18 protein-coding genes are annotated in these 26543 nt (G+C 32.9%); 10 read left to right on the forward strand and 8 right to left on the reverse strand.

Annotated features, from left to right (window positions below; genetic code table 11):
• Positions 1-77: 77 nt before the first annotated feature.
• Positions 78-818, forward strand: coding sequence for a carboxypeptidase-like regulatory domain-containing protein (locus FDM27_RS09655; RefSeq protein ID WP_071184010.1), 741 nt, complete (start codon positions 78-80; stop codon positions 816-818).
• Positions 819-898: 80 nt separating this feature from the next.
• Here FDM27_RS09655 and FDM27_RS09660 read toward each other — a convergent pair whose 3' ends face one another.
• Positions 899-1375: a TspO/MBR family protein gene (locus FDM27_RS09660; RefSeq protein WP_071184011.1), complete on the reverse strand. Its 477-nt coding sequence runs from the start codon at positions 1373-1375 to the stop codon at positions 899-901.
• A gap of 322 nt (positions 1376-1697) precedes the next feature.
• On the opposite strand from FDM27_RS09660, the gene FDM27_RS09665 reads away from it, so the two are divergent.
• From FDM27_RS09665 to FDM27_RS09690, 7 genes are all read left to right on the forward strand, one after another.
• Positions 1698-2780, forward strand: a complete 1083-nt coding sequence (locus FDM27_RS09665; RefSeq protein ID WP_140486093.1) for a diphosphomevalonate/mevalonate 3,5-bisphosphate decarboxylase family protein — start codon at positions 1698-1700, stop codon at positions 2778-2780.
• Positions 2781-2806: 26 nt separating this feature from the next.
• Positions 2807-3028 (forward strand): hypothetical protein, encoded by a 222-nt coding sequence (locus FDM27_RS09670; protein WP_232227140.1) that lies wholly within the window; start codon positions 2807-2809, stop codon positions 3026-3028.
• A 2-nt stretch (positions 3029-3030) separates the two neighbouring features.
• Positions 3031-3159: a hypothetical protein gene (locus FDM27_RS16200; RefSeq protein WP_255510514.1), complete on the forward strand. Its 129-nt coding sequence runs from the start codon at positions 3031-3033 to the stop codon at positions 3157-3159.
• A gap of 174 nt (positions 3160-3333) precedes the next feature.
• Entirely contained in the window at positions 3334-4272 is a 939-nt protein-coding gene (locus FDM27_RS09675) for a mevalonate kinase (protein ID WP_071184015.1), read from the forward strand.
• 159 nt (positions 4273-4431) lie between these two features.
• A complete protein-coding gene (locus tag FDM27_RS09680) occupies positions 4432-5868 on the forward strand; it encodes a sensor histidine kinase (protein ID WP_140486094.1) in 1437 nt (478 codons plus the stop codon).
• Positions 5869-5980: 112 nt separating this feature from the next.
• Positions 5981-6937 (forward strand): geranylgeranylglycerol-phosphate geranylgeranyltransferase, encoded by a 957-nt coding sequence (locus FDM27_RS09685; protein ID WP_140486095.1) that lies wholly within the window; start codon positions 5981-5983, stop codon positions 6935-6937.
• A gap of 147 nt (positions 6938-7084) precedes the next feature.
• Positions 7085-8023 (forward strand): pseudouridine synthase, encoded by a 939-nt coding sequence (locus FDM27_RS09690; RefSeq protein WP_140486096.1) that lies wholly within the window; start codon positions 7085-7087, stop codon positions 8021-8023.
• A 141-nt stretch (positions 8024-8164) separates the two neighbouring features.
• Here the strand turns inward: FDM27_RS09690 and FDM27_RS09695 are convergent, their stop codons facing one another.
• The 7 genes from FDM27_RS09695 to FDM27_RS09725 are packed head-to-tail and all read right to left on the reverse strand — an operon-like array spanning position 8165 to position 23465.
• On the reverse strand, positions 8165-9913 hold the full coding sequence (locus FDM27_RS09695; RefSeq protein WP_181161655.1) for a RagB/SusD family nutrient uptake outer membrane protein: 1749 nt from the start codon (positions 9911-9913) through the stop codon (positions 8165-8167).
• Between the two features lie 28 nt (positions 9914-9941).
• Complete coding sequence (locus tag FDM27_RS09700) at positions 9942-13124, reverse strand: SusC/RagA family TonB-linked outer membrane protein (protein ID WP_140486097.1); 3183 nt, start codon at positions 13122-13124, stop codon at positions 9942-9944.
• A 19-nt stretch (positions 13125-13143) separates the two neighbouring features.
• Positions 13144-14625 carry a fasciclin domain-containing protein gene (locus FDM27_RS09705; protein WP_140486098.1) on the reverse strand — a complete coding sequence of 494 codons (1482 nt, stop codon included), beginning with the start codon at positions 14623-14625 and terminating at the stop codon, positions 13144-13146.
• A gap of 44 nt (positions 14626-14669) precedes the next feature.
• Positions 14670-16391, reverse strand: coding sequence for a fasciclin domain-containing protein (locus tag FDM27_RS09710; protein ID WP_140486099.1), 1722 nt, complete (start codon positions 16389-16391; stop codon positions 14670-14672).
• Between the two features lie 12 nt (positions 16392-16403).
• The gene (locus FDM27_RS09715) at positions 16404-17921 is read right to left on the reverse strand and encodes a RagB/SusD family nutrient uptake outer membrane protein (protein ID WP_140486100.1); all 1518 of its coding nucleotides are present in this window, start codon (positions 17919-17921) and stop codon (positions 16404-16406) included.
• Positions 17922-17938: 17 nt separating this feature from the next.
• A complete protein-coding gene (locus FDM27_RS09720) occupies positions 17939-21220 on the reverse strand; it encodes a SusC/RagA family TonB-linked outer membrane protein (RefSeq protein ID WP_140486101.1) in 3282 nt (1093 codons plus the stop codon).
• Position 21221: 1 nt separating this feature from the next.
• Positions 21222-23465: a fasciclin domain-containing protein gene (locus FDM27_RS09725; protein ID WP_140486102.1), complete on the reverse strand. Its 2244-nt coding sequence runs from the start codon at positions 23463-23465 to the stop codon at positions 21222-21224.
• A 582-nt stretch (positions 23466-24047) separates the two neighbouring features.
• Between FDM27_RS09725 and FDM27_RS09730 the strand changes: the two genes are divergently transcribed.
• Both FDM27_RS09730 and FDM27_RS09735 read left to right on the forward strand, forming a co-directional pair.
• A complete protein-coding gene (locus tag FDM27_RS09730; protein ID WP_140486103.1) occupies positions 24048-25046 on the forward strand; it encodes a GntR family transcriptional regulator in 999 nt (332 codons plus the stop codon).
• A gap of 3 nt (positions 25047-25049) precedes the next feature.
• Positions 25050-26531 (forward strand): xylulokinase, encoded by a 1482-nt coding sequence (locus FDM27_RS09735; RefSeq protein WP_140486104.1) that lies wholly within the window; start codon positions 25050-25052, stop codon positions 26529-26531.
• The last annotated feature ends 12 nt before the right edge of the window (positions 26532-26543 follow it).

Below are 26543 nucleotides of genomic sequence, written 5' to 3' on the forward strand. Positions count from 1 at the left end.
AATTAACAAGTATTTACATAATTTTTAACTTTTTAAGACCAATAACTTTACTACTTTTACCTCAAAGTAGTATTTGTATGAAAAAACTAGCTGTCATTTTATTGATTACGATTGTTCAATTTAGTTTTTCACAATCCAGAAAAGTAATCAATGGTAGTGTTTTCTCTCAAAATCTACTCATCCCAGACGCTGAAATCATCAACCTTTCTACAGAACGAAGCACAACTACCAATGCTAATGGTGAATTCTCAATTGCTGCAAAAATCAACGATAGCATCCTGATTTTCCATAAAGATTATGAATTGAAAGGGATCAAAATAAGCTCCGATGATCTTAACACAACCAAAATTAAAATAGAAATTACACGAAAAGCAGAAGAACTTAAAGAAGTGGTGGTTCATCAGGTTAATATTGATTGGAAATTGGATAAAAAATGGGAGAAAGAAAAAAATCATGAAATTGCCATGGAAAAAAAAGCCAAAGCTTTAAAAAATTCGGGCGTATATAATGGAACGATTGAAAACGGAATGGATTTTGTCAAAATAGGAAAAATGATTTTTGGTGACCTATTCAAAGGAAAAAAAGAAAAAGCCGAGAATCCTGAAGCATTCAAAGAAATTGCTGCCGCTAACTTTGACCAAAAATTCTATACCGAAACTTTACAATTAAAAAAAGAAGAAATGGAAGCCTTCCTTACTTTTTGCAATTTTGATCCCGAATCCAAAAAAATGTTATCTAAAAATTCGAACAATCTTGAATTAATGGATTTTTTATACAAAAAAAGCGTTGAATTCAAGAAAATCAACGCTCCGGAATAAATCTTTTTATTGTTTTTTTGACATTAAACTATTGCAATTATTATTTAGTTATTGTCATTGATTTTTGCAATTGCAATTACCTATCTGTTCAACCACCAAATACTGGCATTCAACACAGCAGCAAAACTCACCCAAGCCAAATATGGAATCAACAAATAAGCAGCTATTTTATTGATTTTAGCAAATTGAATATAGGTTTCATAAATTAGCAACCACAAAAGAATAATTTCAATCCCGGCTAACATAGGGTTGTGCAATCCAAAAAACAGGTAGGACCACAAAGCATTCAATCCCAACTGGATGATAAAAAACAACAAAGCTTTCTGAACAATTTCACTTTCGTAAGCAATTCGGTCCCAAACCAGTCCAGCAGCCACTCCCATCATCACGTATAGCAGAGACCAAACAGGAGCAAAAACCCAATTAGGCGGATTAAAACTTGGTTTCACTAATGTTGGATACCAATCTAAAATTGCCGAACTCGTAACAATACTGGAAGAATATCCTACGCCTAGACAAATAGCAACTGCAACAATTATTTTAGTAATCTTATTCATTATTCTATTTTTTTCCAAAAATACTAAACTTTCCACCGATTGAACAAATAATACAATCAACGTATATTCCTAGGCAATAGCACTTATTTTTTTTGCCACAAATTACACAAATAAACACAAATTATACCTCATTTTAATTACACGAATCATTAAAGCAGATTGAAATTTGTGTCATTCGACTTTAATCATTTGATTAGAATTAGTGACAATTGGTGTAATTGCTTAGCCAATTCGCTATCTCTCGGGTCTTGTCCAACTTTTTTTAAAAGCGAACACCTTGCATATAATTCAAAAAAGTATCTTTGCGCAAATTTTATCATTCATGTTTACAGCAAACGATTTTATTCCAACTTCCTATTCAGAATCTATAGAAAGTGGTAATTTTCAATGGAGCGCACCCAGCAATATCGCTTTGGTGAAATATTGGGGAAAAAAAGCGAATCAAATTCCAGCTAATCCTTCGGTGAGTTTTACGTTGAACAACTGTAAAACGATTACCAAATTGGCTTTCGCCAAAAAACAGAATACGGATAATTTCTCTTTTGATTTGTTTTTTGAAGGAAAACCAAAAGAAGATTTCAAGCCAAAAATCCAAAAATTCTTTGAAAGAATCGAAATTTATTTGCCGTTTTTGAAAAATTATCATTTTACAATAGATACTCAAAACACCTTTCCGCACAGTTCAGGAATTGCTTCTTCAGCATCAGGTATGGCAGCTTTAGCGATGAACTTAATGAGTCTGGAAAAAGCTTTGAACCCTGCAATGACTGAAGATTATTTTTATCAAAAAGCATCGCTATTAGCACGATTGGGTTCAGGAAGTGCCTGCCGAAGCGTAAAAGGTCAAGTGGTAACTTGGGGACAGCAAACAAATATTGAAAGGAGTTCGGATTTATATGGCGTTGAATTTCCATATAACATTCACGAAAATTTCAAAAACTATCAAGATACTATTTTGCTGGTTGACAAAGGAGAAAAACAAGTTTCGAGTACCGTAGGTCACGACCTGATGCACAATCATCCTTTTGCCGAAAGACGATTTGCACAGGCACATGAAAATCTGGACAAATTAATTGTAATTTTTGAAAATGGTAATCTGGACGAATTCATTAAAATAGTCGAAAGTGAAGCCCTGACTTTACACGCCATGATGATGACATCAATGCCTTATTTTATTTTAATGAAACCAAATACGTTGCAGATTATCAATAAAATTTGGAAATTCAGAAATGAGACCCAAATACCGGTTTGTTTTACTCTTGATGCCGGTGCTAATGTGCATGTTTTATACCCAAATAAAGATAAAGAAAGCGTTTTGCAATTTATTAAGGACGAATTAGTTGGCTATTGTCAAAATGGGCAGTACCTTTGTGACGAAATTGGAACAGGTGCTATGCAATTGTAATTTTTGTATCTTTAGTAAAATTTTAGATGATGAATATTCAATTAGAAAAATTAGAATTGATAAAATTATTGGCTGAAACCAATGATGAGTCTATTATTGCATCCATTAAAAACATTTTTAATTCAAAGAAAAAAGATTTTTGGGATGATTTGACTGAAGAGCAACAAAATACAATAAACGAATCTTTAGAAGAATATAAAAAAGGTGATTTTTCTTCTTTTGATGATTTTATAAAACTACATCTTTAGAGATGAAAAGGGAGGTTGTAATTACTCCTAGAGCTAAAATGGAAGTTGAAGAAATTTTTAACTACTTGGAAGCAAAATGGAATAATGAAGTAAAAAAAATTCAAATAAGATTAATTCCACAATACAATTAATTGTTGAAAATCCAGAATTATTTCCAATTTCGAGCATAAATAAAAAAATTAGAAAAGTTGTTATTAGTAAACAAACCAGTTTGTTTTATCATTACAACATCAAACATATTGTTATTGTTTTTGTTTTTGACACCAGACAAAACCCAAATAAATTGAAAGACTTAAAATAAAAATATGAAAGGACCTTTATTTTACTCAAAAATATTACTCTTTGGAGAATATGGAATTATTCGTGATTCTAAAGGATTGTCTATTCCTTATAATTTTTATAATGGTGCATTGAAAAAAGAAGAGAATCCTTCTGCCGAAGCCATTGCTTCTAACGCCAGTTTAAAACGTTTTGCTAATTATTTAGAAACCTTAGAAAACGAACAAACAAATTTAGTTTCTTTTGATTTAAAGTCTTTAAAAAATGATATTGATACTGGAATGTATTTTGATTCCAGTATTCCGCAAGGTTATGGTGTAGGAAGTAGCGGAGCGTTAGTTGCTGCTATTTACGATAAATATGCCAATAATAAAATCACTATTCTGGAAAATTTAACCCGTGAAAAATTATTGCAGTTAAAAAATATATTTTCTCAAATGGAGAGTTTTTTCCATGGAAAAAGCTCCGGATTAGATCCTTTAAACAGCTATTTGAGTATCCCGATTTTGATTAATTCAAAAGATCATATTGAAGCAACCGGAATCCCAAATCAAAGTTTTGACGGTAAAGGTGCGGTGTTCTTATTAGATTCAGGAATTATAGGCGAAACTGCTCCTATGATCAATATTTTCATGGAAAACTTAAAAGACAAAGGTTTCCGTGCGATGCTGAAAAATCAGTTTGTAAAATATACCGATGCCTGTGTGGAAAACTTTTTACACGGTGATATGAAATCCTTATTTACCAACACCAAAAAATTATCTAAAGTAGTTTTAAACCATTTTAAACCTATGATTCCGGAGCAATTTCATGAAATTTGGCAAAAAGGAATTGAAACAAATGATTACTATTTAAAACTTTGCGGTTCTGGCGGTGGCGGTTATATTCTTGGTTTTACTGAAGATATAGAACGTGCTAAAGCTTCATTGAAAGATTACAAATTAGAAGTGGTTTATCAATTCTAATTCCTTCTTACTTTATTCTTTTACTTGAAAAGTACTGGTTTTACTTATTCTATAGCGTTTTTATTTCAGTAAACAACTTGACCAATTCCTACTTTTTGATAAGAAAAAACAGCGTATCTTTAAACTCCGTTTTCTATTTATCAACTAAATAAGAACAATATGCTTAAAAATACTCTTCTCAAAAAACTTAGATTAGACAATGTTTTTATTCCATTGCTGGTAGTAGCTCTGTCATGTACCCTTTTAATAGCAAGCAATTATCTAACTATAAAAATTTTATCGGCATCGAGAGCGTACATCAATGGTGAATCTCATTATTCAAAAGGACAAAAAGATGCAACCCGTCATTTAACGACCTATCTTTTAACCAGTGACAGTAACGAATGGCAGTCATTTCAAAGAGAATTAAGTGTTCCTAAAGGAGATAAAATTGCTCGTTTAGGTTTGATTAACAATGCTCCTATTGAAACAATCGAAGCCGGACTTAGAGCCGGAAGAAATAACTCCGAGGATTTTGATGATTTAATATGGCTTTTTAAGAACTTTAGATCCGTTTCTTTTTTTGCAGAAGCAATAAAAGAATGGGAAAATGCCGATCTATCAATTGAGAAATTAGCCATTCTGGGACAAAATGTAAATCAGAAAATAACAGCTAAAAGTCTAACTAGTTCCGACAAAGAAAATATCCTAAAAAAAATCAACACATTAAGTATAGAGCTCAACCAAAACGAAAAAGCATTTTCTGAAAAATTGAGCTCGGGATTGCGTTCGATTAAAAATCTTCTTTTACTGATTAATATTTTCTTTTCATTAATTATCATAGGAAGTGTCAGTATTTATTATTGGGTAATCGTCACTAAACTGAAACGATCTAAGACAGAAACCGAAGAAACCAACAAGAGTTTAACGATAGTCAACAAAGAATTAGACCAATTTGTTTACAGTGCGTCTCATGATTTAAGATCACCTATTTCTTCTTTAAAAGGATTAATTGAAATCATGAACACCGAAAATAACGTGACCCAATTAAGGGCTTATTTGGCACTAATGAATCAAAATCTGGATAAACAAGATCAATTTATAAAAGACATTATTGAGTATTCCAGAAATAAAAAAACAAAACTTGCTATCAAAAAAGTGAGCCTGATTCAAACAATAGAAGAAGCAATCAATCAAAACCAATTCAGACAGGAAACCAAAAAAATCAGCATTAACAAAAATCTGAATATTGACAGTATTGACAGTGATGAATTAAAACTAAAAATCATCATCAATAATTTACTGACCAATGCCATCAAATATTCGGATTCGGGAAAAGAAAATTGCTACATTACCATCAATACCTATGCAGACGATCAGGGGAATAAAATTGTCATTTCGGATAATGGTATTGGTATAAAACCGGAATATCAAAACAAAATATTCGATATGTTTTTTGTAACCAATAACAACAACAAAGGCACCGGTTTAGGTCTTTATTTGGTAAAAGATGCTATTAAAACACTAAACGGAACCATCGAAATTACATCAAAAATCAACATTGGAACAAAATTTACCATCAATTTACCCAAAAAATACGACCAATTAATCTCCTGATTGCGATACTAAAGTGCTTAATTTTTTAGTTATTTTAATTCAAATAAGCTTGTTTTAAAAAACAAACCCTTAAATTTGAATAAAGAACTTAAAAACTGACCGAAAACAAAAAATGCTTAGTAGAAAAAACAAACTTTTAGCGTTAAAAATCATTAGTTTGTTCTCTGTGGTTAGAGGCTACAACATTCCCATCATTATCTTGGCACAATATTTATCTGCCATATTTATCTTGGCTCCTGAGATAAGAGCATTAGATGTTTTGTTGGATTTTAGTTTATTTCTCATTGTTTTTGCCTCCACAGTAACTATTGCTTCGGGTTATATTATCAATAATTTTTATGATAGTAGAAAAGATTTAATTAACCGTCCTACTAAGTCAATGCTCGATCGATTAGTGAGTCAAAGCACCAAACTTAAAGTATATTTTTCACTTAACTTTATAGCAGCATTAGTAGCAGCCTATCTATCATGGCGGGCTTTTTTATTTTTTTCAGCTTATATTTTCCTAATTTGGTTTTACTCTCACAAAATCAAAAAAATAGCTCTTATAGGCAATCTTATGGCATCCATCCTAGCAGTAATGCCTTTTTTTGCTATATTATTATATTATTACACTAAACTTCCTTTTTATGAAATAGAAACATACAAAATTCAATTTGTGGTGATTTCAGCTCATGCTACATTTTTATTTTTATTATTACTTATCAGGGAAATGATTAAGGATTTAGAGAACATCAAAGGCGATTTAGTCGATAACTACCATACCATCCCGGTTTTATATGGTGAAGCAACTTCAAAAAAAATTATCAGCTTCCTGAGTCTTCTAACCTTATTCCCTGTTTATATTTTAATCGAAATTTACGATGTAGGCTACATGGATATTTATTTCTATTCCTGTCTCATTATCTTGCTGTTTTTCTTGAAATATTTATGGAAATCGAATACTAAAGCTCAATTCTTATTACTGCACAACGTACTTAAATTCCTGATTGTTTCAGGAGTTTTCTGTATTATTCTAATCAATCCAAGTGTTTTATGGCACGGAAAAAAGCTGTTGCTTTCTTTTTGATTACAATTCTAATCAGAAGAAACAACTTATCAACGAGTTAGTTAATGTTTTATAATCAGCATTTATCAATTAGCTATTATATAAATACTATCTTTGCACACTCGAGGCCATTAAAGGCCGAACAGACGAAGTAAATTATAGAATATTATGAATAATAAGGAAGGCAACAATAAAAGAGGAGGTTCCAGACCTAATAGCTCCAGACCAAGTTCTAACAAGCCAACCCGAGGCGGAGCCGAGCGGAGCGGAGCTAAACCTGCAATGCCAAAAAGAGCGCAAGGCCCTAAAAAAGTAAAACCGAATACAAAAGCTGCTGAAGCTCCTGCAAATAAAGTTGAGAAAAAGCCAAATCCGACGGCTAAAAGACCAAAAGCAAAAGACGAAATTCGTTTGAATAAATACATTTCAAATTCAGGTGTCTGTTCTCGTCGTGATGCAGATATTTACATTCAATCAGGAAATGTAAAAGTAAACGGCGTTCCGGTTACCGAAATGGGTTATCTGGTAAAGCCCGGTGATGATGTAAATTTTGACGGAGTAAAATTAACCCCGGAGAAAAAAGTGTACATTTTGCTTAACAAACCTAAAAACTTTACTACAGCTCTTGACGAAGGTCAGGAATACAGAAATGTATTGGAACTGGTAAAAGGCTCTACAACAGCTAAAATTGCAGCTGTAGGACGCATGGATAAAAACACTACCGGATTATTATTGTTTACCAATGATACCGATATGATTAGAAAATTTACCTTACCTAATCAAAAATCATCAAAAATATACCAGGTTTCTCTTGACAAAAACTTAAAATTTGAAGATTTAGAAAAAATCAACAAAGGATTAGTTCTGGACGGACACCGTGTTTTTGTTGAAGAAGTAAGCTACATTGAAGGAGAAGCAAAAAGCGAAATTGGATTGAAGTTAAAAACTTCAAACGTAAAAGTAGTCCGCGCTATTTTTGAACACTTCGATTATGATGTATTGCGTATTGACCGTGTAGCTTTTGCCGGTTTAACTAAAAAGAACCTGCCTAGAGGAAACTGGAGATTACTTACTGAGCAAGAGATTATCAACTTGAAAAACACCTAGTTTTCATTTTTTTTAACAAAAAACCGCCTCAAATTAAGTTTTGAGGCGGTTTTTTTGGTACCAAATCCCAATCTTACCGAATAAAAAAGCCGCTTCAAAATTTTGAAACGGCTTTTTTTACTACAAATTATTCAATCTATATTACCAGTTAAATGGTAAATACCAGTTATTAGGATTCATCAACTTTGTTCTAACATTAGCCGCTTCAGCATTACCTTCTTTATTTAATTTCTCATAGATTTTATCAGCCAGGAAAGAAGGATCGTTTCTACGTCTGGCAATACGCACTAAATCTTCCCAACGGTTTCCTTCGTAAGCCAGTTCTAAAGCAGCTTCATTGATAATATTATTTTCGGTTGTAATAACATCATCTCCAATTGCTCCGACAGAGGTTAAATACGCACGACCTCTAATTCCTACATTACGATGCCAATTACCTCTAAAACGCGGAGCTTCACCGTTACGAGCATCAAAATCATAAGGAAAAGGCTCTTTAGTTTGCATAACATTAGTTACATCATCTGAACCTGTAAGTCCCTCTCTGTAAGCTTCATATATACCAACATTCAATAGTGCATAAGCGATTTTCTGTTGGTTGTCTCTATTTGCAGCTTCGGCATAACGCAAATGCAATTTGGCTGCACGATATAAAAACCAATCCCCTTCTCTTTTAAACGGATCATTAGCAGCTTGAAATTTATAAAGATATTTCATAATTACAGGATCGTCACCTACCATATTATAAGTAAACTTTGAACCACGTGCATCATAAGGGAAAGAATTAAATTGAGTTTGGGAATTCCAAAGATCTATAGCATATTGAGATGGTTTAGCTAAATAATCACCTGAATTCTTAGAAAAAATAGCAATAAACGGATTTTCTGGAGCAAAATCACTATCAAAGGGTAGCGACCAAATCCATTCGATATTCCATAGTACATCTCTTTCTCTAGCAAACATTGATCTCCAACCCTGTGTATTATTATTAATTAAAGATCTAGCATCCTGTTCAGAGAATCTAATATAACCAACAGCTAAATCATTATTAGTTGAAACATCTGCTCCTTTAAGACGATATACATCAAACAATTCATTAATATTTGAACTATTTGAGGATGTCTCTAATACATTTTTATAATGCGAAGCTGCAGCCAAATAATTTCCTTTCCACAATTGTAAATCTCCCAATAAACATTCTTTGTTAATAAAGAACTTTGCAGTATTATAATTATCAACATCAGTAATTATATCAATTCCATTTGGATATTGTTTTTTATAAGTAAGTCCCTCAGTAAAAGTGACTAACCTGTCAATAAGTTGATCAAATGAAATTCTTGGATACTTCGAAATATTTTTTACTTCATCTAAAGTTTCAATAGGTTCAGTAATGTAAGGCACATTTCCATAATGTATTCCCAATTGTAAATATACCCAAGAACGAATACACCCCACATCAGCATAACGTTGCTCGTATTGCGACTGTGTGAACTTCTTATCCACCAGCATGATGTCAAAATTTTTCAATGCGTCATTACAATTTTGAATTACCTCATAAAACTGCCTAGGGCTAATGTATGCGTTTTCTGTCGTAACATTATGCTCCGAAAGTTGTTTCAAAAAGGGATTAGAATTTCTAGTAGTGGTCATTAAATCGGCACGCATTTCATTTAAAATCACATGCTTTTCCGCAAGATTCATAAATTTACCGTATATACCTATTACAGCAGCATCAGCATCAAATACATTACGATATACTTGATCGCCTGAAAGTTTATCTTCAGGTTGCACATCCAGATAGTCCTGACATGAGCCTAAGCTAAGTAGCAATACCATACCCAACACTGGAGATAATATGCTTTTTGTTATTTTTGTTTTGATTGTTGTTATCATCTGTATGTTTCTTTCTATAGTGTAAAAATTAAAGTCCTAAACGCAATCCCAATTGAAATGTTCTGAACTGTGGAGCTAAACCAATATCTGTTCCCTGACCAAATATAGAAGAAGTAGCGCTAAATTCAGGGTCGTAGCCTAAGTATTTAGTAAAAGTCAACAAGTTGTTAGCTGTAGCATAAAGTTTGATATATTTAATATAATCCATATTATTTACTTTAAAATCATAGCCTAAAACTAAAGTTTTCAATCTTAAATAAGATCCATCTTCAATCCATCTACTAGAAAATTCGGAGTTCCCCATTGGGTCTCCCCATGTGGCTTTTGGCATATCAGTTTGTTGCCCTTCAGCCACCCAGCGATAAGTTGTAGCAACACTTTGATTTTCATATCCACTCATTTTCTCTAAATTATAACGCAAACCATTGTAGATATCGTTACCAATAGAAAAATTAAACAATGCCTGAAGACTAAAACGTTTGTAAGCAATATTAGTTGAAAAACTACCTAATAAATCAGCATTCGGGTTACCGATAACCATACGGTCATTATTATCAATTATATCATCATTATTTTTATCTACAAATTGCATATCCCCCGCGGCAAATGGAACTAATTCTCCATTTGACAAACGTCTGCTCAAACCAGCGGTATTTGCTTCAACTGTAGTGCTGTAAACTCCAACCGTTTTTAAACCGTAAAATAAGTTAGCATCTTTCCCAACAGATGTTAAATAAGTAGCCCCAGCAAATTGAGTCAAAATATCTCCATTAGGCAAGCCTTGAACTTCGTTTTTATAACGGCTTACATTCACTCCTAAATCCAACGTAAAATCGGCCGCATTAACAAGACGCGTTTTTAATGCCAATTCTGCTCCCATAGTACGCATAGCTGCCGCATTAGAAACAGCGTAATCAAAACCACTAGCATTACTAACAGTTTCATATACAATCATATTTCTTGTTCTGTTAGTAAAGAAATCAAATGAAGCATTCACTCTTTCATTGAAGATACCTAAGTCAGCCCCAACATTGAATTTCTTAACTGTCTCCCATTGCAAGTTAGGATTCCCAATATTTCCTCTTACTAAACCTTGAACTCCTAATAAATTTTGAGAAATATAGTATTTTTGAGCTGTAAAATTTCCTATATCATCATTCCCACTATACCCATAACTAGCTCTCAATTTTAAATAATCAATAGCTCTGAAATTTTTCATAAAACCTTCAGAAGAAACTAACCAAGCAGAAGATAAAGATGTCATTAAAGCATATTTTTCTTTTCCATTCATCTTATCCCCAAATCTACTTGAACCATCAACAGCATAACTAGTTGCTAAGAAATATTTATTACGGTAATTATAATCAGCACCAGCATAAATATTTAACCATTTCCATTCTCCGAGAGCTCCTCCTACCTGACGTAGTAAGTTAGACCCTGCACCAACCAAAGTAAAGTCATCTGTAGAAGAATTGAAGCCTAGACCTAAATCTCGCTCAGATCTATTACTCTGTGTTCTAAGACCAAAATTAGCCTCAATATTATGATCATTATTGATTTTTTTTAGATAATGAGCATAAGTATCTGTAAAAAGACTATTATACTGTTGAATATCACTTCCTGAACGATTAGTACCTATAGCGGTAGGTAACACAACATCTGCAACTCCTTGGTCAGGGATAAAGAAAGATTCTCTCTCTTTGTTTAATGTTAAACCTAAGATATTATTGATATCCCATGATTTACTCAAGGCATACTTAAATTTAAGATTTCCAAAGAAACGATAATTGTTGTTCTTCCCAAAACCATTAGTCATTATAGCATTAGGATTCCCCACATTAAAATAATCTACATCTGCTAAATTAGGAGAAACTTCTCCTGCGCCATTAATTTCATTAGTTGCTAAAAAAGGAGCCTTAGTCAATGCCAGATACAAAGGACTGGTTTTATAAGCAAATCCCTGATCCCATTGTTCTTGTGTATTATTTACAAAAGAAAGATTAGCATCTACACTAAGTTTATTAGTTAAACGCAAAGCAGCGTTTAAACGCATATTATATCTTTTTGTATTGGTTTGATCTATTATCCCTTTACTATCCAAATAACCAACAGACAAACCAAACTTAGCTATCTCATCTCCTCCACGAACCTTAAGAAAATAGTTTTGGTTAACACTTGGCTTCAAAACTTCTTTTTGCCAATTGGTATTATTATGATAAGTGTAATAAGCTGACGAACCAATATCATCGTTCATATAAGGCAAAGCTGCAATTTGTTGTTGAGATAATCCACGGCTAGCTTCAAGCTGTGAAAGATGAGTACGAAAGGCATCTGAACCAAGTAAAGGCATTTGATCTGGAGCCTGATTAACCCCACCATACATAGAAAAATCTATTTTTGTAGTTAATTCTGTTGGGCGAATAGTCGTAATCTTAATCACTCCATTAGCTCCTTTGGTTCCGTAAAGAGATGATCCATCTTTAATAATAGTAACATCTTCAATATCTTTAACATCGATATTTGATAAAGGAGAAGACACGTTATTTTGTAAAATTCCTGAACCATAATCTTCGTCGTCATAAATCATTCCATCAACTATAATCAATGGTTTATTTGTAGCGTACAAGGATGTAAATCCGCGCAAAGACAAATAAGTTCCTGCTCCTGGAGTTCCTGAATTTCTAACGGTATTTAAACCAGCTACTTTTCCTTGTAAAAAACCTCCAACAGATTCATTAACTGCATTAGACCATTGATCTTTGCTAAAATCAACAACACTAGCCGCATTAACGTTTTCGTATTGCAGTTTATCTCCCGAAGCAGTATTAGCAATCTCATAAGCAGCAGCATAGTTAGACTCACTTAAGAATATTGCTATACCTGAATTTTGATTTCTTAAAGCATATACTTTAGATTGATAATCCTGACCACTAACTTTAATTATAGTTTGTAAATTAGGAACTTTAATTTCAAATCTACCGTCATCATTAGTGATAACGGCGGAAAATCCATCGACACTAACATTTATTCCTGATAAACCGGCTTTGGTTTTGGCACTTTTCACAACACCTTTTACCAAAATTCCTTTAACATTTTTATTTATGGTTGAAGTTGCTGTAGAATCCTGTGTTTGCTGTGCATACATTGGTAAGTATAGTCCACCGGCAAAAAAAAGACCTGCTAAGCAGCTTAGTTTTATATTTTTTAGCATAACTAATTTTTTATAGATATTATTTAAGTACAGGAATAAATTTCAAATAATCCAATGTCAGCGAGTTATTTCCGTTAGTTGATGTATTGGCACCTACTAATGAAATAAAATCGATATCTCGAGCTTCATTTAACGTAAATTCTCCAATAAATACCTCATCATAATTATCAAGTTCTACATTCATGTACGGAAATAAAACAATTGTTTCTGAAAAAAATGTCGCATCATTAATAATTTCAGACTTTCCATAGATCATTAAACGCTGTTGAAAAACATTTGTCTGAATGTCATTTATAGCTCGCCAATATACCTTATAAGTAGTACTGTAAAAATCTTTTGCACTATAAGTTATCCAAGGCTGGGGAGAACCTGGATTTTGTACATATATATCTTGGAAGAACAATCCGGAAAGATCAGTACGGTCTCGATAAAACATTCTTGAGCGAATAAAGTTAAAATATTGTCCATTGTTCTCTCCTTCAATTTTGGTAGTCAATAAACGTTTAGCTAAAGGAACATCTACCCTTTTCATAATATAAACAATACCATTACTTAAATGAATAGGCTCTCCTACAATTTGTGTTTTATCGATAGGAACCTCTACTCCAAATCTTGACACTAAAGTTGAAGGCAATTCATCTAACTCATATTTCCCATGAAAAGCCATATCTCTTAAAGTAAAATATTGGGAATAAATACCAGTAGAGTCTATTTCAGCATCATCTGAAGGTTTTATCAAATAAGGCTTCATCTTATCCACTTCTTCATTATATCCATCATCTTCCATTAAAAATAAGGTATATGAATTTTTCTCGTTATTCAAATTATAGACATTCTTCAAATAAGAATTGGTCAAAGAATCGGCAAGATAACCTGCACCATTTTCTTCAGACAACACTTTTGCAATACTATCTGACTTGTAAATATTAAAGTCTTTTAAACTTAATAAATAATCACTAGTTGCTGAAGTACCCTCTTGTGATTTGATATACTGCCAAATATTTAATTTTGGAGTCAAAGCTTTATCTATAATATGAAACACTCCATTTTTAGCATATTGATTGGCTGTTACTATAGTTGCATCATCAATCTGAGTACTCCCTTTAAATGTTAAGTATTTAGTACTAAACATTTTTATTTGTGTTTCTTCCTCGTTTCTTTCCGAAGAATAAGCTGTTAAAGCGATATGATTACCTACAAATTCTTTTAAGGCCTCTGGATCACCTAATATTTCATCACCAATCTGATCTATGGCTGCATTAGTTGGAACAAAAACCGTATAAGTTTTTGAAGCTGCTAAAATTGTATCGTAACCAGTTTCTACCAATAACCGTGCAAACTCAGATGTTTCGGCTTTATTTGTTATTGCCTGAGTTAAATTGAAATTCAAATTGACATGGCCATTATTTTCACGATCGTCCCAAGGGTTAGAACAGGAGATTATTGCTAGTGTTAAAACACTAGCAAATAATCTTGCATATTTATATTTTAATAAAATCATTTGTACTTGATTAAGTTTGTATTAAATTGTTTTTACTTAAACTTTTATTGAGGAACTAAACCATCTCCTCCCGACTGAAGTCTTGGATACAACTGATCCATCTCAACAGGGCGAAACTCCACTACATCAATCCAAGTTTGACCATTACTACTATCTAATATTCTTTCAAATTTCAATTTATGTCTTCCTGTAGTAGGAATTTCTACAATACCAACAAGTCTACAACAATAATTTCTATCTACTGGAGATAAATTTGTCTTATATCCTTGAGATTCATAAACACGTTCAGGAATAGTAGAATTGTAATATTCTCTAAAATTAATAAGTCTAGACATTGGCATATCGTTTACTAACACCCTTACAGATGCTGATGACCTTGTATTAGTTCTATAAGAAACCCATACTTTATATCGTCCTTTAATAATTACTGGCGTATCAAATGTTATAGAGGTAAAAAAACTTGAATTTAAGCGAAGTAATTCAATAACATCTCCGCGCCATGCAGTAGTATTTCCAGCCGTATAAGTTACAGTTGTAGCTTTTCCTTCCCAAGTTATACCTGACAATTGATCCTTAGAATAACTAGCCCATTTACCAGGTACACGATATACAGCTGTATTTTGTTTAAATTCAGGTTGATCACAAAGATCAAAATATACAGGCGCAGGAAGTCTCTTTTTAATATTAAAGTTAGACTCTACATAATGTAAAACACCGTTTGAAGCAGTAACATCACTTATATTTCTAACTATGGCAACACCTTTTTCACGAATACCGTTAAAAACATCATCATTCAACAATATAGTGTCATTACTCAATCTAGCACTAATAACCTCAAGAGGGGCTTTAGTTTCAAACGAGGGTTTTGTTGCTAAATCTGCCATGTAATTTAAACCTGGTAAAATTCGATATTGTACAAACAAATTCAAACTATCTTTTAAGTTTTTAGGATCTGCTTGAGTAGCACCATCAACTGGCTTACTATATCGCAACTTTAAGTTTTCTATAGTATTTAATGTAATTTCTTCATTATTGTTTTCAGGATTCTTCCATTTAGTATTATTAAATACTTCATTAGTTTGAGCCAATACAGTCAAATAACTTCCTACATTATTATCATCATAAGTAATAGGATTATTCAATTTATCAAACCATCCTGTCTCTTTTAATAATTCTGTAAATAAAGAAAGATTAGGGTCTTCTTCTATAGTTTGCGCTAAAGTTTTATCTGCAACACGTAATACCTTATCTAAAACATGAACTACTCCGTTTCCTAAGATTATATTTGGAGTTACAATTCTTGCTGTTTTGTTAACCGTAATACTGGAACCATTCTCTGCATTAGCTGCACCAGTTATTAGAAACTGACCATACAAACTTGGAGTAGCAATTTTACCATCATTAAAAGAATTAGTATTAACAACTTTGTCTAAAATATGTAGCATAGCTATATTTTTTAAATCATTCAAGGGAACCTCACTTAATGAAGCAGCACCTAAGTCATTCAAATACTGTTGTACAGCCTCATTATTTGGAACAAAAATGGTATAAGTACCATACGTATTCATAAATGAAGCATAATTAGTTAAATCAAGAATCTCTAAAAACATAGAATAATCCGGATTATCTCTTAAATATTCGGTAATATTTAAAGTTTCGTCTGTACTCTCTTTGATTTTTTGTTCAGAACAATTTTGAAACACTAAAGCTATCAAAAAAACTAAAGTAAGTCTCAACAGGCTAGGCAATCTTAATAATCTTTTCATGACTTAATTTTTTTATTTATAAAATGGATTTTGCACAAGTGCTTTATTACTGAATAGTTCATTAGCGTTTATAGGTAAATAGTGACTGTTATAATCTCTAAGTTTTGCTAATATAGTTTGTTGTTGTACAGGAGGAGCAGTAGCAATTGCGTTGTCTATCAACAAATCTATACGTTCATAATTATTAGCACGAGCCATACGCAATAAATCATACCAACGTTTTCCCTCAAAAGCAAATTCTCTAGCACGCTCAGCCAAAATATAATCTAGAATTCCACTTGTATTATCTGGAAAAACTGTCATTTCAGTTAATTCAATTGCTTCTCTTTTTAAGCGTATTTCTGAAATAATATCAAGTGCAGCTTGTCCTTGTTCTGGGTTTTGATTTATTCCTCCTAATCTAGCCAAAGCTTCTGCTTGCATTAGCATCACATCAGCATAACGATATACAAACCAATGCGTATCAGAATCTTGTAATGCTTTACGTTCAGAATTATTTAATCCTGTAAATTTGTATATCTCATTTGTACCTGCTACTAACGAAGCACGTACTCCTCGTATATCTGCTTTTTCAGGATTAACAAAATCAATTCCAAAGACTTGTTCTAAAACAATTGAGCCTGCAATAAACTGAGGTCTTTGCAAGAAGATACCGTAAAAAGGGCCTAAATTTCCTGTCGTGTATTGAAATTCAAAAATACTTTCTGAAGAATTACCTCTTGCATATAAAGTATTAAACCAACTGTTAGATGGTTCAATTAAAGAATATTTTCCTGAATTAATCACCTTATTTGTTTCAACAAGGGCATTCTCATAATCTTCTTTCCATAAATATACATCAGCCAACATAGCGTTAATAGCATACACAGTAATACGTCCTTTATTTGAAGGAACATCACCATAATCCTCAACAGCATATTCCTCGGCTAATTTCAAATCTTTGATCACCTGATCAAATACTTCCGATTGCGTACTTGTTGGAATTTGAAAATTATCTTTATCACTAAGTGTAGCCTTCAATTTTAAAGGCACATCTCTATAGGTACGAGCTAATGTAAAATACAAATAAGCCCTAATAGCCAAAGCCTCTGAAAGAAAATGATTTAACTGTGTTTGAGTTAAAGTTGGATCCTCTGCTCTAACTGCTGGTGCCAGATCAATAACGGTATTACAATAATTAATCGTTCTGTAAAATGCTGCCCAATCAGTCAAACCATTAGAAGAAAGCACATTAGTATTCATAATATCTCTTTGATCGTCAGTAACATTAGGTCCTTCAGCTACCATTCCTCCTCTTAATTCACCGTGCATGAATAAATATTGAGTTAGTGTTAAATCATTAACCCCTGGAGGAGAATTTAACATCGAAGAATAAATCCCTATTACTGCCGCCTGTATATCTTCTTTTGTTTTCCAAAATTCATCACGTATAATTCCATCTTGTGGACGTAAATCTAAATAGTTGTCACAGGAACTAACTGAGACAAAAAGTATAAAGATTGCTAATATTGTTTTTATTTTAGTTTGCATATATCAATTTTTTTCGTTTAGAAACGAGTTGTTAAACCAAATGAGAAACGTTTTGTAGGAGGTGTTGCTGCATTATCAATCGCCATACCAAAAGCGCCTGGCCCCATACTTACTTCAGGATCCTGACCTCTGTATTTTGTAAAAGTATATAAGTTATCTGCTGTTACATACATCCTTACATCATCTAAATTCAATTTCTTCAAAAGATTTTTACCCCAGTTATAACTAAGAGTTACCGAACGAAGACGAACGAAAGAAGCATCTTCAACATAACGATCTGAACCTAACCAGTTGTATCCAGCTCCGAAAACTGCTCTAGGAATATTAGTCACATCTCCCGGATTACGCCATCTGGCTAATACCGCTGTACTTTGATTACTCCATCCATACATGTTTGTAGTATTCATATCAGTACCATTAACAATATCAAAATCAAAACGATAAGTAAAGAAAAGATTTAATTTCCATTGGTTGTTAAAACTAACATTTGGACCAAAACCACCCGCTAATTTAGGATTACTGTTTCCTAAATACACTACGTCACGACTATCGATATTTCCGTCCTTATTAATATCTTCATAAATTGCATCTCCTGGCTGGAAAGTATAATCTGTATTCGGATAATTAAAACGCATGAACACATCCTGCCCATTAGGTCCTGTAATTATATTACCTCTGGCATCTCTGGCTTTAGTTGCTTCAAGATCAGTATATACACCTTTAAATTTATAACCATAAAACGAACCAAAAGGATTATCGACCTGTAGAAAACGCTTGAATTGACCATTCCTATCTGTATTCCCACTTTCAGTGGCAACAAATTCAGAAATTTCAGTAATCATGTTTTGATTATTAGAAATATTGAAATTAAAATCTACTTTCCATTTTCCAGCTTTATATGGAGTTGCATTAATTCCTATCTCCCAACCCCTATTCTCTAAAGTTCCCACATTTTGATCAGAAATAGTATTATAACCCGAAACAGAACTTACATCAAGATTTGGAAATAACATATCCTTAGTGGTAGTTTGATATATCTCAGCATCAATAGTCAAACGCTTGTTAAACATTTGAAGATTGAAACCTAAGTTTGTACCAATTTTAGTTTCCCATCTTAAATTAGTCAACTCCATATTTCCTGGAACTACTCCATTAATTCCTAAATACTGTGCTTCATAATTGTTGTAAACATTAAAAAAACGATAATCTCCACGAGGCGCCCCCCCAGAGTGTCCATAACTCAATCGCATACTTAAATCATCAATTTTTTCAAAATTTTTCATAAATGGCTCACCAGAAATTCTCCAACGAGTAGATACAGAAGGAAAATAACCATATCTGTTTTTTCCAGTCAATTTTGAGTTTCCATCAGCTCTTAAACCTACATTTATCAAGTAACGATCTAACAAACCGTACTGAGCAGTAAATACTGCTCCTACGTTTCTTGACTGAAAAATACCCGTAGACAATTGCAATTCTGAGTTTTGTGTTCTGGATGGATTAGATGGATCTGTCAATAAAGAAGATGCCGTATTAGAAGTCAATGCCTGATGTGCATTATAACGAAAATCATTAGACTGTAATGATACTATAGCTTGGAAAGTTTGTTTCTCTCCTATACTTGGAGTATAAATAAAATTAGTCTTTGTAACAATATTAGCTTGATCAGAATCGGCATCTCCGGCTCTATTTACTACTGTTTCTGTAAAAGGACGACCTGTTGCATTTTGAGGTAAAAAAGATTTTGCTTTTCTTGACATATAATCAAATTGTAAATCAAAAGTTGACATAAAAACCTTAGGAACAATGCTTACACTCAAATTAAAGTGAGGAACAATACGGTCTTCAACTTGATCATTAATAGCTAACTCAGCCATAGCAAGCGGATTGTATGTGCCTGCATAAGTACCCTGAACATTGGCAGCAGGTGAAAAATAATTCGGAGTCAAATTGCCCAGTTCATCATACTCATAAATACTCATATTAGGCATCTTAGTATAAGCAACTCCTCTTAGACGGTCTCCATTACTTGTTCCATTCACATAATTACGTTGGGTATCTGTATGAGTATAAGACAAATCGGTTTTAAATTTAATACGATCTGACACCACATAATCTAAGTTTAACCTGGCATTCAATCTCTCTAGTCCAGTACCAATAGTTACCCCTCTAGCTTTATAATAACCTACTGAGGTAAAGTATCTTGCTCTTTGCCCTCCTCCTTGCAAAGAAAGATTATGATCACCCGTTATACTTGACTGAGTAATTGCATCTATCCAATCCGTATTTTGGCTGTAATTATTAAAATAATATACATCCTGTGGATCGTATTGAAATTCCTTTACGTTTAAAGTATTCAATGGAACACCATTTCTATTCATAAACTCCTCAGGAATTAATTGCGAATATTGATCTCCACTCAACATAGGAATTGTAGGAGGCAACTTCGAATAAGTACCTCTGTAGGTATAAGTAATTTTTGGCGTACCTACTGATCCACGTTTAGTAGTAATCAACAAAACACCACTAGCAGCACGAGCTCCCCAAATAGCAGTAGCCGCTGCATCTTTTAAAATAGTAATGGTTTCAATATCAGATGGCGCAATATTAATTAAGGCAGCATAACCTTGCTCATCAGCAGAGCCAAAGTTAAAATCTTCTGGAACTGAAGTTTCATAAGGCATACCATCTACCACAATCAATGGATCTGAAGAACCTGTAATAGAAGAAGTTCCACGAATACGGATTTGCATTCCGGCTCCAGGATCTCCACTAGTAGCCACAATATCTACTCCAGACAAACGTCCTTGTAAGGCTTCATCTATAGAGGCTGCCTGAGTATTTTCTAAATCAGCTGCATTAATACTAACCGAACTGGTAGTACGATCACGATCAGCTATTCGCATCAAACCATTATCGGATGATTTTGAAGCAGTAAGAACAATCTCTTTCAATGTTTCCACACTAGAAACCATTTTAACTTTAATGGATTGTCTCCCATTGATAGTGATTGTCTGTGATTTATATCCAATAGTAGAAACTACTATTTTATTATTTGGATTTTTAATTCTTAAAGCGAAATTTCCATCAAAATCGGTTACCGTAGATCCTACGGTACGATTTTCAGCATCCTGCTCAATAACGGTTGCACCGGGAATCGTTAAATTATCACCCGCATCAAATACCTGACCACGTAACATAGTAGCCAAAGCAGGCTGTTGCGCTAATGCAGGTATAGCTGCCAGAATGAATAAGGCGAAAGTAAAACTACGTAATATATTTATAATTTGTTTTCTCATTTTATTGCTGAATTTTAGGAAGTGTAAGATAGTTATCCACTAAATGAATTAAGGATCTATCTGCTAAATTATTACTACTTGCCGGAATAAAATTAGCCGCAGGATTTTCTCCACCAATGCTATTATCTGTTGTTTCATCTTTAAATGATAAACTTCCAGCATTACTAATTACACCAACATAAGTTGGATCACCAATTTGATCTTTTCTTAAAGTTTCATATTGACCAGTAACAAGACCATCATTCGAAGCCGTCTTATTTACTATAATGTGATAACGAATAAAATCCGCTATCAAATCCCTTTCTCCTTGTACACCAGTAGTAGGACTAGAAGGTAGATCTCCAGCTAAAACTGCTCTAGCAATAGCTGCATTATCTGGAATCACAAAAGTATATGACGTTCCTAATTCTACACCTTCAATTTTTCCAGTAGTAAAATTATAAATTGATGAATTTCTCAAATATTGATAAAAACTATTAAAATTAGGATTAGAAGCTGCTAAGCGTGCTATTACCAGACCTTGAAATTCTTCAGAATATCTTGGCACATTGTCAACATAATAAGTAATCCCGTTTTGTTGTACTTCACTTCCTATAATATTGACATATGTTTGAACGCCACCTGTTTGATTTCCTGCGGCATATATTCTATTATGATCCCATTTTATATACTCACCAGGTAGCTCATTATCACCTGTACGAATCATACCAGAAGTAGTAGCAATATTATCTAACTCTCCTTCAGGAGTAAGTACTATACAATTATACAAAAGTCTTATCAATCTATTTCTAGCATTAATAGCTGAATCAGCTGCACCATTCAGTGGAGAAATATATACCCAAGATTGGAATCTAGTATCAAAATCAAACCCAAGACTTCTCAATACCGCATCTGAAGGTAAAAAAATTGTAAACCTCTGATTTATATTACTAATCATTTCTTTAAATCCAGTGGCATCATTGTATATTCTTGTAGCAAAAGTATATCTAGGATCTAAATAAGCTGAAGTATAAACGCTATAAAACAAATTTGATTTTTGAACTTTATTTGCTCCATAAAAAAAGCCGTTACTCAATATTTTTTTATCTGTAATATCAGTATTAAAATCAAATCGTATGTCTTCCCCCAATCCATTAGTATAACTTCCCGGAGTGGACGGCCAAACTGCACGTTGAACCATATGAGCGTTAAAAAAATCTTGAAAGATATATTGAGGCAATGCAGTAAGAGAGGAATAATTTTTAAGTAAAATAGTTTCAATAAATTCATTCAATGGTGCATTCTCAGGTACAATCATTGTATAAGCATCAAATTGTCCATCATTATCTTCCGATTTTATAAAATTCTCATTATTAGGTGCAAAAACTAAAGCAGGATCATATGTTTTAACAAAAACATCATTTGAATTGCCTGTAAAATTTCGATAAGTTGTTGTTGCAGACTGATTGAAATAATAATTGACTAAATTATCCTCTAAAATTTCACGAAACTTGCTATAATTCGAATTTGACTCTAAGTACTGATCGATATTCATTAATGGAAGATTTACTTTATCTACCTCATGAATAATTCCATTCTCAGCAATAATATCTGCCTCAGTTACTTTGGAATCAAAAAGATTAAATCCTGTATATTCTTTACCAGGATAGAAATAATTAAAATCAGTTTCACTCAATCCAGATGCAGTAAAATATTCTTCAGTAAAATAAGTAATATATTTATTATTATTATCTCCAGCAACGTAACTATTAGCACCATTACGATTAGAACCCACAATTACTTTAGGTTGACCATCAATCGTCTTAGTTACAAAACCATCATAATAGGCAGTTCTTCTTCTAAAGGAATTATCCTTAACCCAACCTTGTGCACTTTGATAATCAGAAAGCTGATCTTCTCTAAAAGCATTATAAACCAAAGCATATCTAACAATTTTAGCTGCAGTTGCTTCATCAATCTGACTTACATTTGAAATTCCTTTTTCCTGAAAATACGTTGCAAAAGCTGCATCATTAGGTGCAAACATTGTCCAATACCCTGACTTACTCAAGATGTCCTTGTAGCCTGCTTTTTCAATTAAGGCTGTGAAATTTTTAAAATTACCTAGTTCTTCCAATCTTTGATAAATAGGATCTTCAAGATAATCCGGACGTCCATAGTATTCATCAAATACGTCACGACTACAACTAGCAAACAATGCCAGAAGGGGTAGGATTAATAAATAATAGTTAATTTTTCTCTTCATTATTGGTTAGCTTATAAAGTGGTGAATAAATTAATTGTGTTTTTTTTAACTGTTTTTTGTTAGTATTTAACTTTTCAAAGTTATAGGTTCAACTTATTACATCTATCCTGCTGTATCCTGTTTTTTATATATATTTAAAAAAACACATTATTAAATATACATATCGCATTCTATTTACTAATATTTTAGCAATAGAAAAACCATTGTATTTATTGGTCTTCAACATCTATTTTCCCTGTTCTTGAAATGTAAAAAACACATGTATATTAAATTAACATAAATTTTACATTTAAAAACAATAACAAACTCTGTCTCCAAATTTTAAAACTTACTCTCTTAGCTAACCTAAATCAAAAAAAATTGTTAAAAAAACACTTCAAACCTCAAAAAACAGCAACAAATAGAAAATCAACAACTTACATCATAAATAAAAGAGTTTTATAAAGATACAAAAAACAACAAACAACTGAATAACAAATAATTATACTCAAAAACCAACAGAGAATTTAAAAATAAATCTCAATCCCTTTAAAATTTAAAAAATAAATCTATATTTGCATACCGGAACAGAACAGCATAGTTATGAAAAAGAAATTTAGCTTCAACATCAATCACGAAAGTGATATTCCTAAATATCAGCAATTAGTCAATTCCATTAACAATGCTATTGCGGAAAACATTTTAGGCAAAGGAGAACAACTGCCTTCTGTTAATAGCATCTGTCAAAAAAACCAATTATCTAGAGATACTGTTTTTAAAGCCTATTCTATTTTAAAGGAGCAAAAACTAATTGACTCTGTTCCTAACAAAGGTTATTTTGTAGCCGGAGAAACCCGAAAGGTCCTTTTAGTTCTGGATACTTTTAAAGCCTATAAGGAAGTACTCTACCATTCTTTCATAGACAATCTTCCCGAAAACATTATTGTCGATGTACAATTCCATCATTACAATATTGACAATTTCAAAACCATTATCAATAACAGCATTGGAAAATATTACAAATATGTGGTAATGAACTTTGACGACAAAGAAGTCACATCGGCATTAGCATCGATATCCAACGAAAAATTACTACTGATCGACTGGAACATCCATTCCGATTCTAAAAACAATTATGTTTTTCAGGATTTTGGCAAAGCTTTTTATGAAGCTCTGGAACAAGGAGTGGATTTATTTAAAAAATATAAAGAAATTGTCTTTATCTATCCGCCATTTACCTACCACCCTAAAGAGGCTTTGGATTATTTCAAAAAATTCTGTTCTGATTTCGATTTAAATCATAAAGTAATTAGTAATCCAAAAGATTTTTTCATTCAAAAAGACATTGCCTACATCAGTGTAAGCGATCGAATTTTAGGAATATTTCTAGAACAATGCCGAGAGAAAGATTTAGAGCCAGGAAAAGACGTTGGATTTTTATCTTATAATGAAACTCCCATGAAAAAATTCATATACAAAGGAATTTCAGTTGTCACTACTGATTTCAATGAATTAGGAATCAAGGCTGCCGAATTTGTAACCAAAGACGAGCCTATGCAATATTACGTACCAACAAAACTAACCATTAGAGAATCATTATAAATTATGTATTATATAGGATATGATATAGGCAGCTCTTCTGTCAAAGTTGCCTTAGTTGAAGCTGCAACCGGAAAAAAAATCATCACGCTGCATGAACCAGCCGATGAAATGGCAATTACAGCTTATCACAAAGACTGGGCGGAACAAGATCCCGAAATGTGGTGGGAATACTGCTGTGTAGCTAGCAAAAGAGCCATCAAAGAAGCTAATATTGATGCTTCAAAAATAACCGGCGTTGGTATCTCTTACCAAATGCACGGATTAGTTGTAGTCGATAAAGATGGGAAATCGTTACGAAATTCCATTATCTGGTGCGATAGCCGTGCGGTAGAAATTGGAGACAAAGCATTTGAAGACTTAGGCGAAGAGCAATGTGCTACTCACCTACTGAATTCACCGGGAAATTTCACGGCATCCAAATTAACCTGGGTAAAAGAAAACGAACCTGAAATTTACGAGCAAATTTACAAATACATGTTGCCTGGTGATTTTATAGCTTATAAATTAACAGGCGAAATAAACACTACCAAAAATGGTCTTTCCGAAGGAATGCTTTGGGATTACAAAGAAAATGAAGTCGCTGATTGGTTATTAAAATATTACGGAATAGACGCATCATTAACACCCGCAATTGTAGACAATTTCACAAACCAAAGTTTCCTTAACGAAAAAGGCGCTCAAGAATCAGGACTTCCAGTAGGAATTCCTGTTGTGTACAGAGCGGGTGACCAACCTAATAATGCTTTATCGCTAAATATTTTAAAACCAGGTGAAGTTGCTGCAACAGGAGGGACATCTGGAGTTATTTATGCTGTAACTGATCAGTTAAAATCGAAAGAAACTTCCAGAATCAACAGTTTTGTACATGTTAATTATGCCAACGAAAAACCTACGGTAGGTAAATTATTGTGTATTAATGGCGCTGGAATTCAGTACCGCTGGTTACGCAATCATTGCGGAATGGATTCTTATGAAAACATGAATGTAAAAGCCGAAGAGGTTTCGGTAGGTTCTGACGGCGTGGTTGTGATTCCTTTTGGAAACGGAGCTGAAAGAATGTTTAACAATAAAAACATTGGTAGTCATTTCTTGAATCTAAACCTCAACAAACATGGACACGGGCATTTGTACCGTGCCACTCTGGAAGGAATTGCCTTTGCTTTTGTGTATGGAATGGAAATCATGAAAGCTGATAATGCACAAATAAATGTTATTCGAGCAGGAAATGACAACTTGTTTCGCTCCGAAATTTTTTCGAATACCGTTGCCACATTAATTGGTCACGAAATAGAAATTTACAACACTACAGGAGCTGTTGGAGCTGCAAGAGCAGTCGGTTTAATTGATGGTGATTATGAGACTTTTGGTGATAATATTATCAAAAACGACCACGTAATGACATTTATGCCTTTACAAAATAGCACACCTTATTTAATCGCATATCAAAATTGGAAAAAAGAACTAGAACTTATTATAAACAAATAAACTAAAAACAAA

The sequence above is a fragment of the Flavobacterium sp. GSA192 genome (assembly GCF_006386525.1).
GTDB lineage: Bacteria > Bacteroidota > Bacteroidia > Flavobacteriales > Flavobacteriaceae > Flavobacterium > Flavobacterium commune.

Excerpts from the sequence above, each read along its gene's own strand:
- FDM27_RS09655 (WP_071184010.1), top strand. The coding sequence starts at position 78 with ATGAAAAAACTAGCTGTCATTTTATTGATTACGATTGTTCAATTTAGT.
- FDM27_RS09660 (WP_071184011.1), bottom strand. The coding sequence starts at position 1,375 with ATGAATAAGATTACTAAAATAATTGTTGCAGTTGCTATTTGTCTAGGC.
- FDM27_RS09665 (WP_140486093.1), top strand. The coding sequence starts at position 1,698 with ATGTTTACAGCAAACGATTTTATTCCAACTTCCTATTCAGAATCTATA.
- FDM27_RS09670 (WP_232227140.1), top strand. The coding sequence starts at position 2,807 with ATGATGAATATTCAATTAGAAAAATTAGAATTGATAAAATTATTGGCT.
- FDM27_RS16200 (WP_255510514.1), top strand. The coding sequence starts at position 3,031 with ATGAAAAGGGAGGTTGTAATTACTCCTAGAGCTAAAATGGAAGTTGAA.
- FDM27_RS09675 (WP_071184015.1), top strand. The coding sequence starts at position 3,334 with ATGAAAGGACCTTTATTTTACTCAAAAATATTACTCTTTGGAGAATAT.
- FDM27_RS09680 (WP_140486094.1), top strand. The coding sequence starts at position 4,432 with ATGCTTAAAAATACTCTTCTCAAAAAACTTAGATTAGACAATGTTTTT.
- FDM27_RS09685 (WP_140486095.1), top strand. The coding sequence starts at position 5,981 with ATGCTTAGTAGAAAAAACAAACTTTTAGCGTTAAAAATCATTAGTTTG.
- FDM27_RS09690 (WP_140486096.1), top strand. The coding sequence starts at position 7,085 with ATGAATAATAAGGAAGGCAACAATAAAAGAGGAGGTTCCAGACCTAAT.
- FDM27_RS09695 (WP_181161655.1), bottom strand. The coding sequence starts at position 9,913 with ATGATAACAACAATCAAAACAAAAATAACAAAAAGCATATTATCTCCA.
- FDM27_RS09700 (WP_140486097.1), bottom strand. The coding sequence starts at position 13,124 with ATGCTAAAAAATATAAAACTAAGCTGCTTAGCAGGTCTTTTTTTTGCC.
- FDM27_RS09705 (WP_140486098.1), bottom strand. The coding sequence starts at position 14,625 with ATGATTTTATTAAAATATAAATATGCAAGATTATTTGCTAGTGTTTTA.
- FDM27_RS09710 (WP_140486099.1), bottom strand. The coding sequence starts at position 16,391 with ATGAAAAGATTATTAAGATTGCCTAGCCTGTTGAGACTTACTTTAGTT.
- FDM27_RS09715 (WP_140486100.1), bottom strand. The coding sequence starts at position 17,921 with ATGCAAACTAAAATAAAAACAATATTAGCAATCTTTATACTTTTTGTC.
- FDM27_RS09720 (WP_140486101.1), bottom strand. The coding sequence starts at position 21,220 with ATGAGAAAACAAATTATAAATATATTACGTAGTTTTACTTTCGCCTTA.
- FDM27_RS09725 (WP_140486102.1), bottom strand. The coding sequence starts at position 23,465 with ATGAAGAGAAAAATTAACTATTATTTATTAATCCTACCCCTTCTGGCA.
- FDM27_RS09730 (WP_140486103.1), top strand. The coding sequence starts at position 24,048 with ATGAAAAAGAAATTTAGCTTCAACATCAATCACGAAAGTGATATTCCT.
- FDM27_RS09735 (WP_140486104.1), top strand. The coding sequence starts at position 25,050 with ATGTATTATATAGGATATGATATAGGCAGCTCTTCTGTCAAAGTTGCC.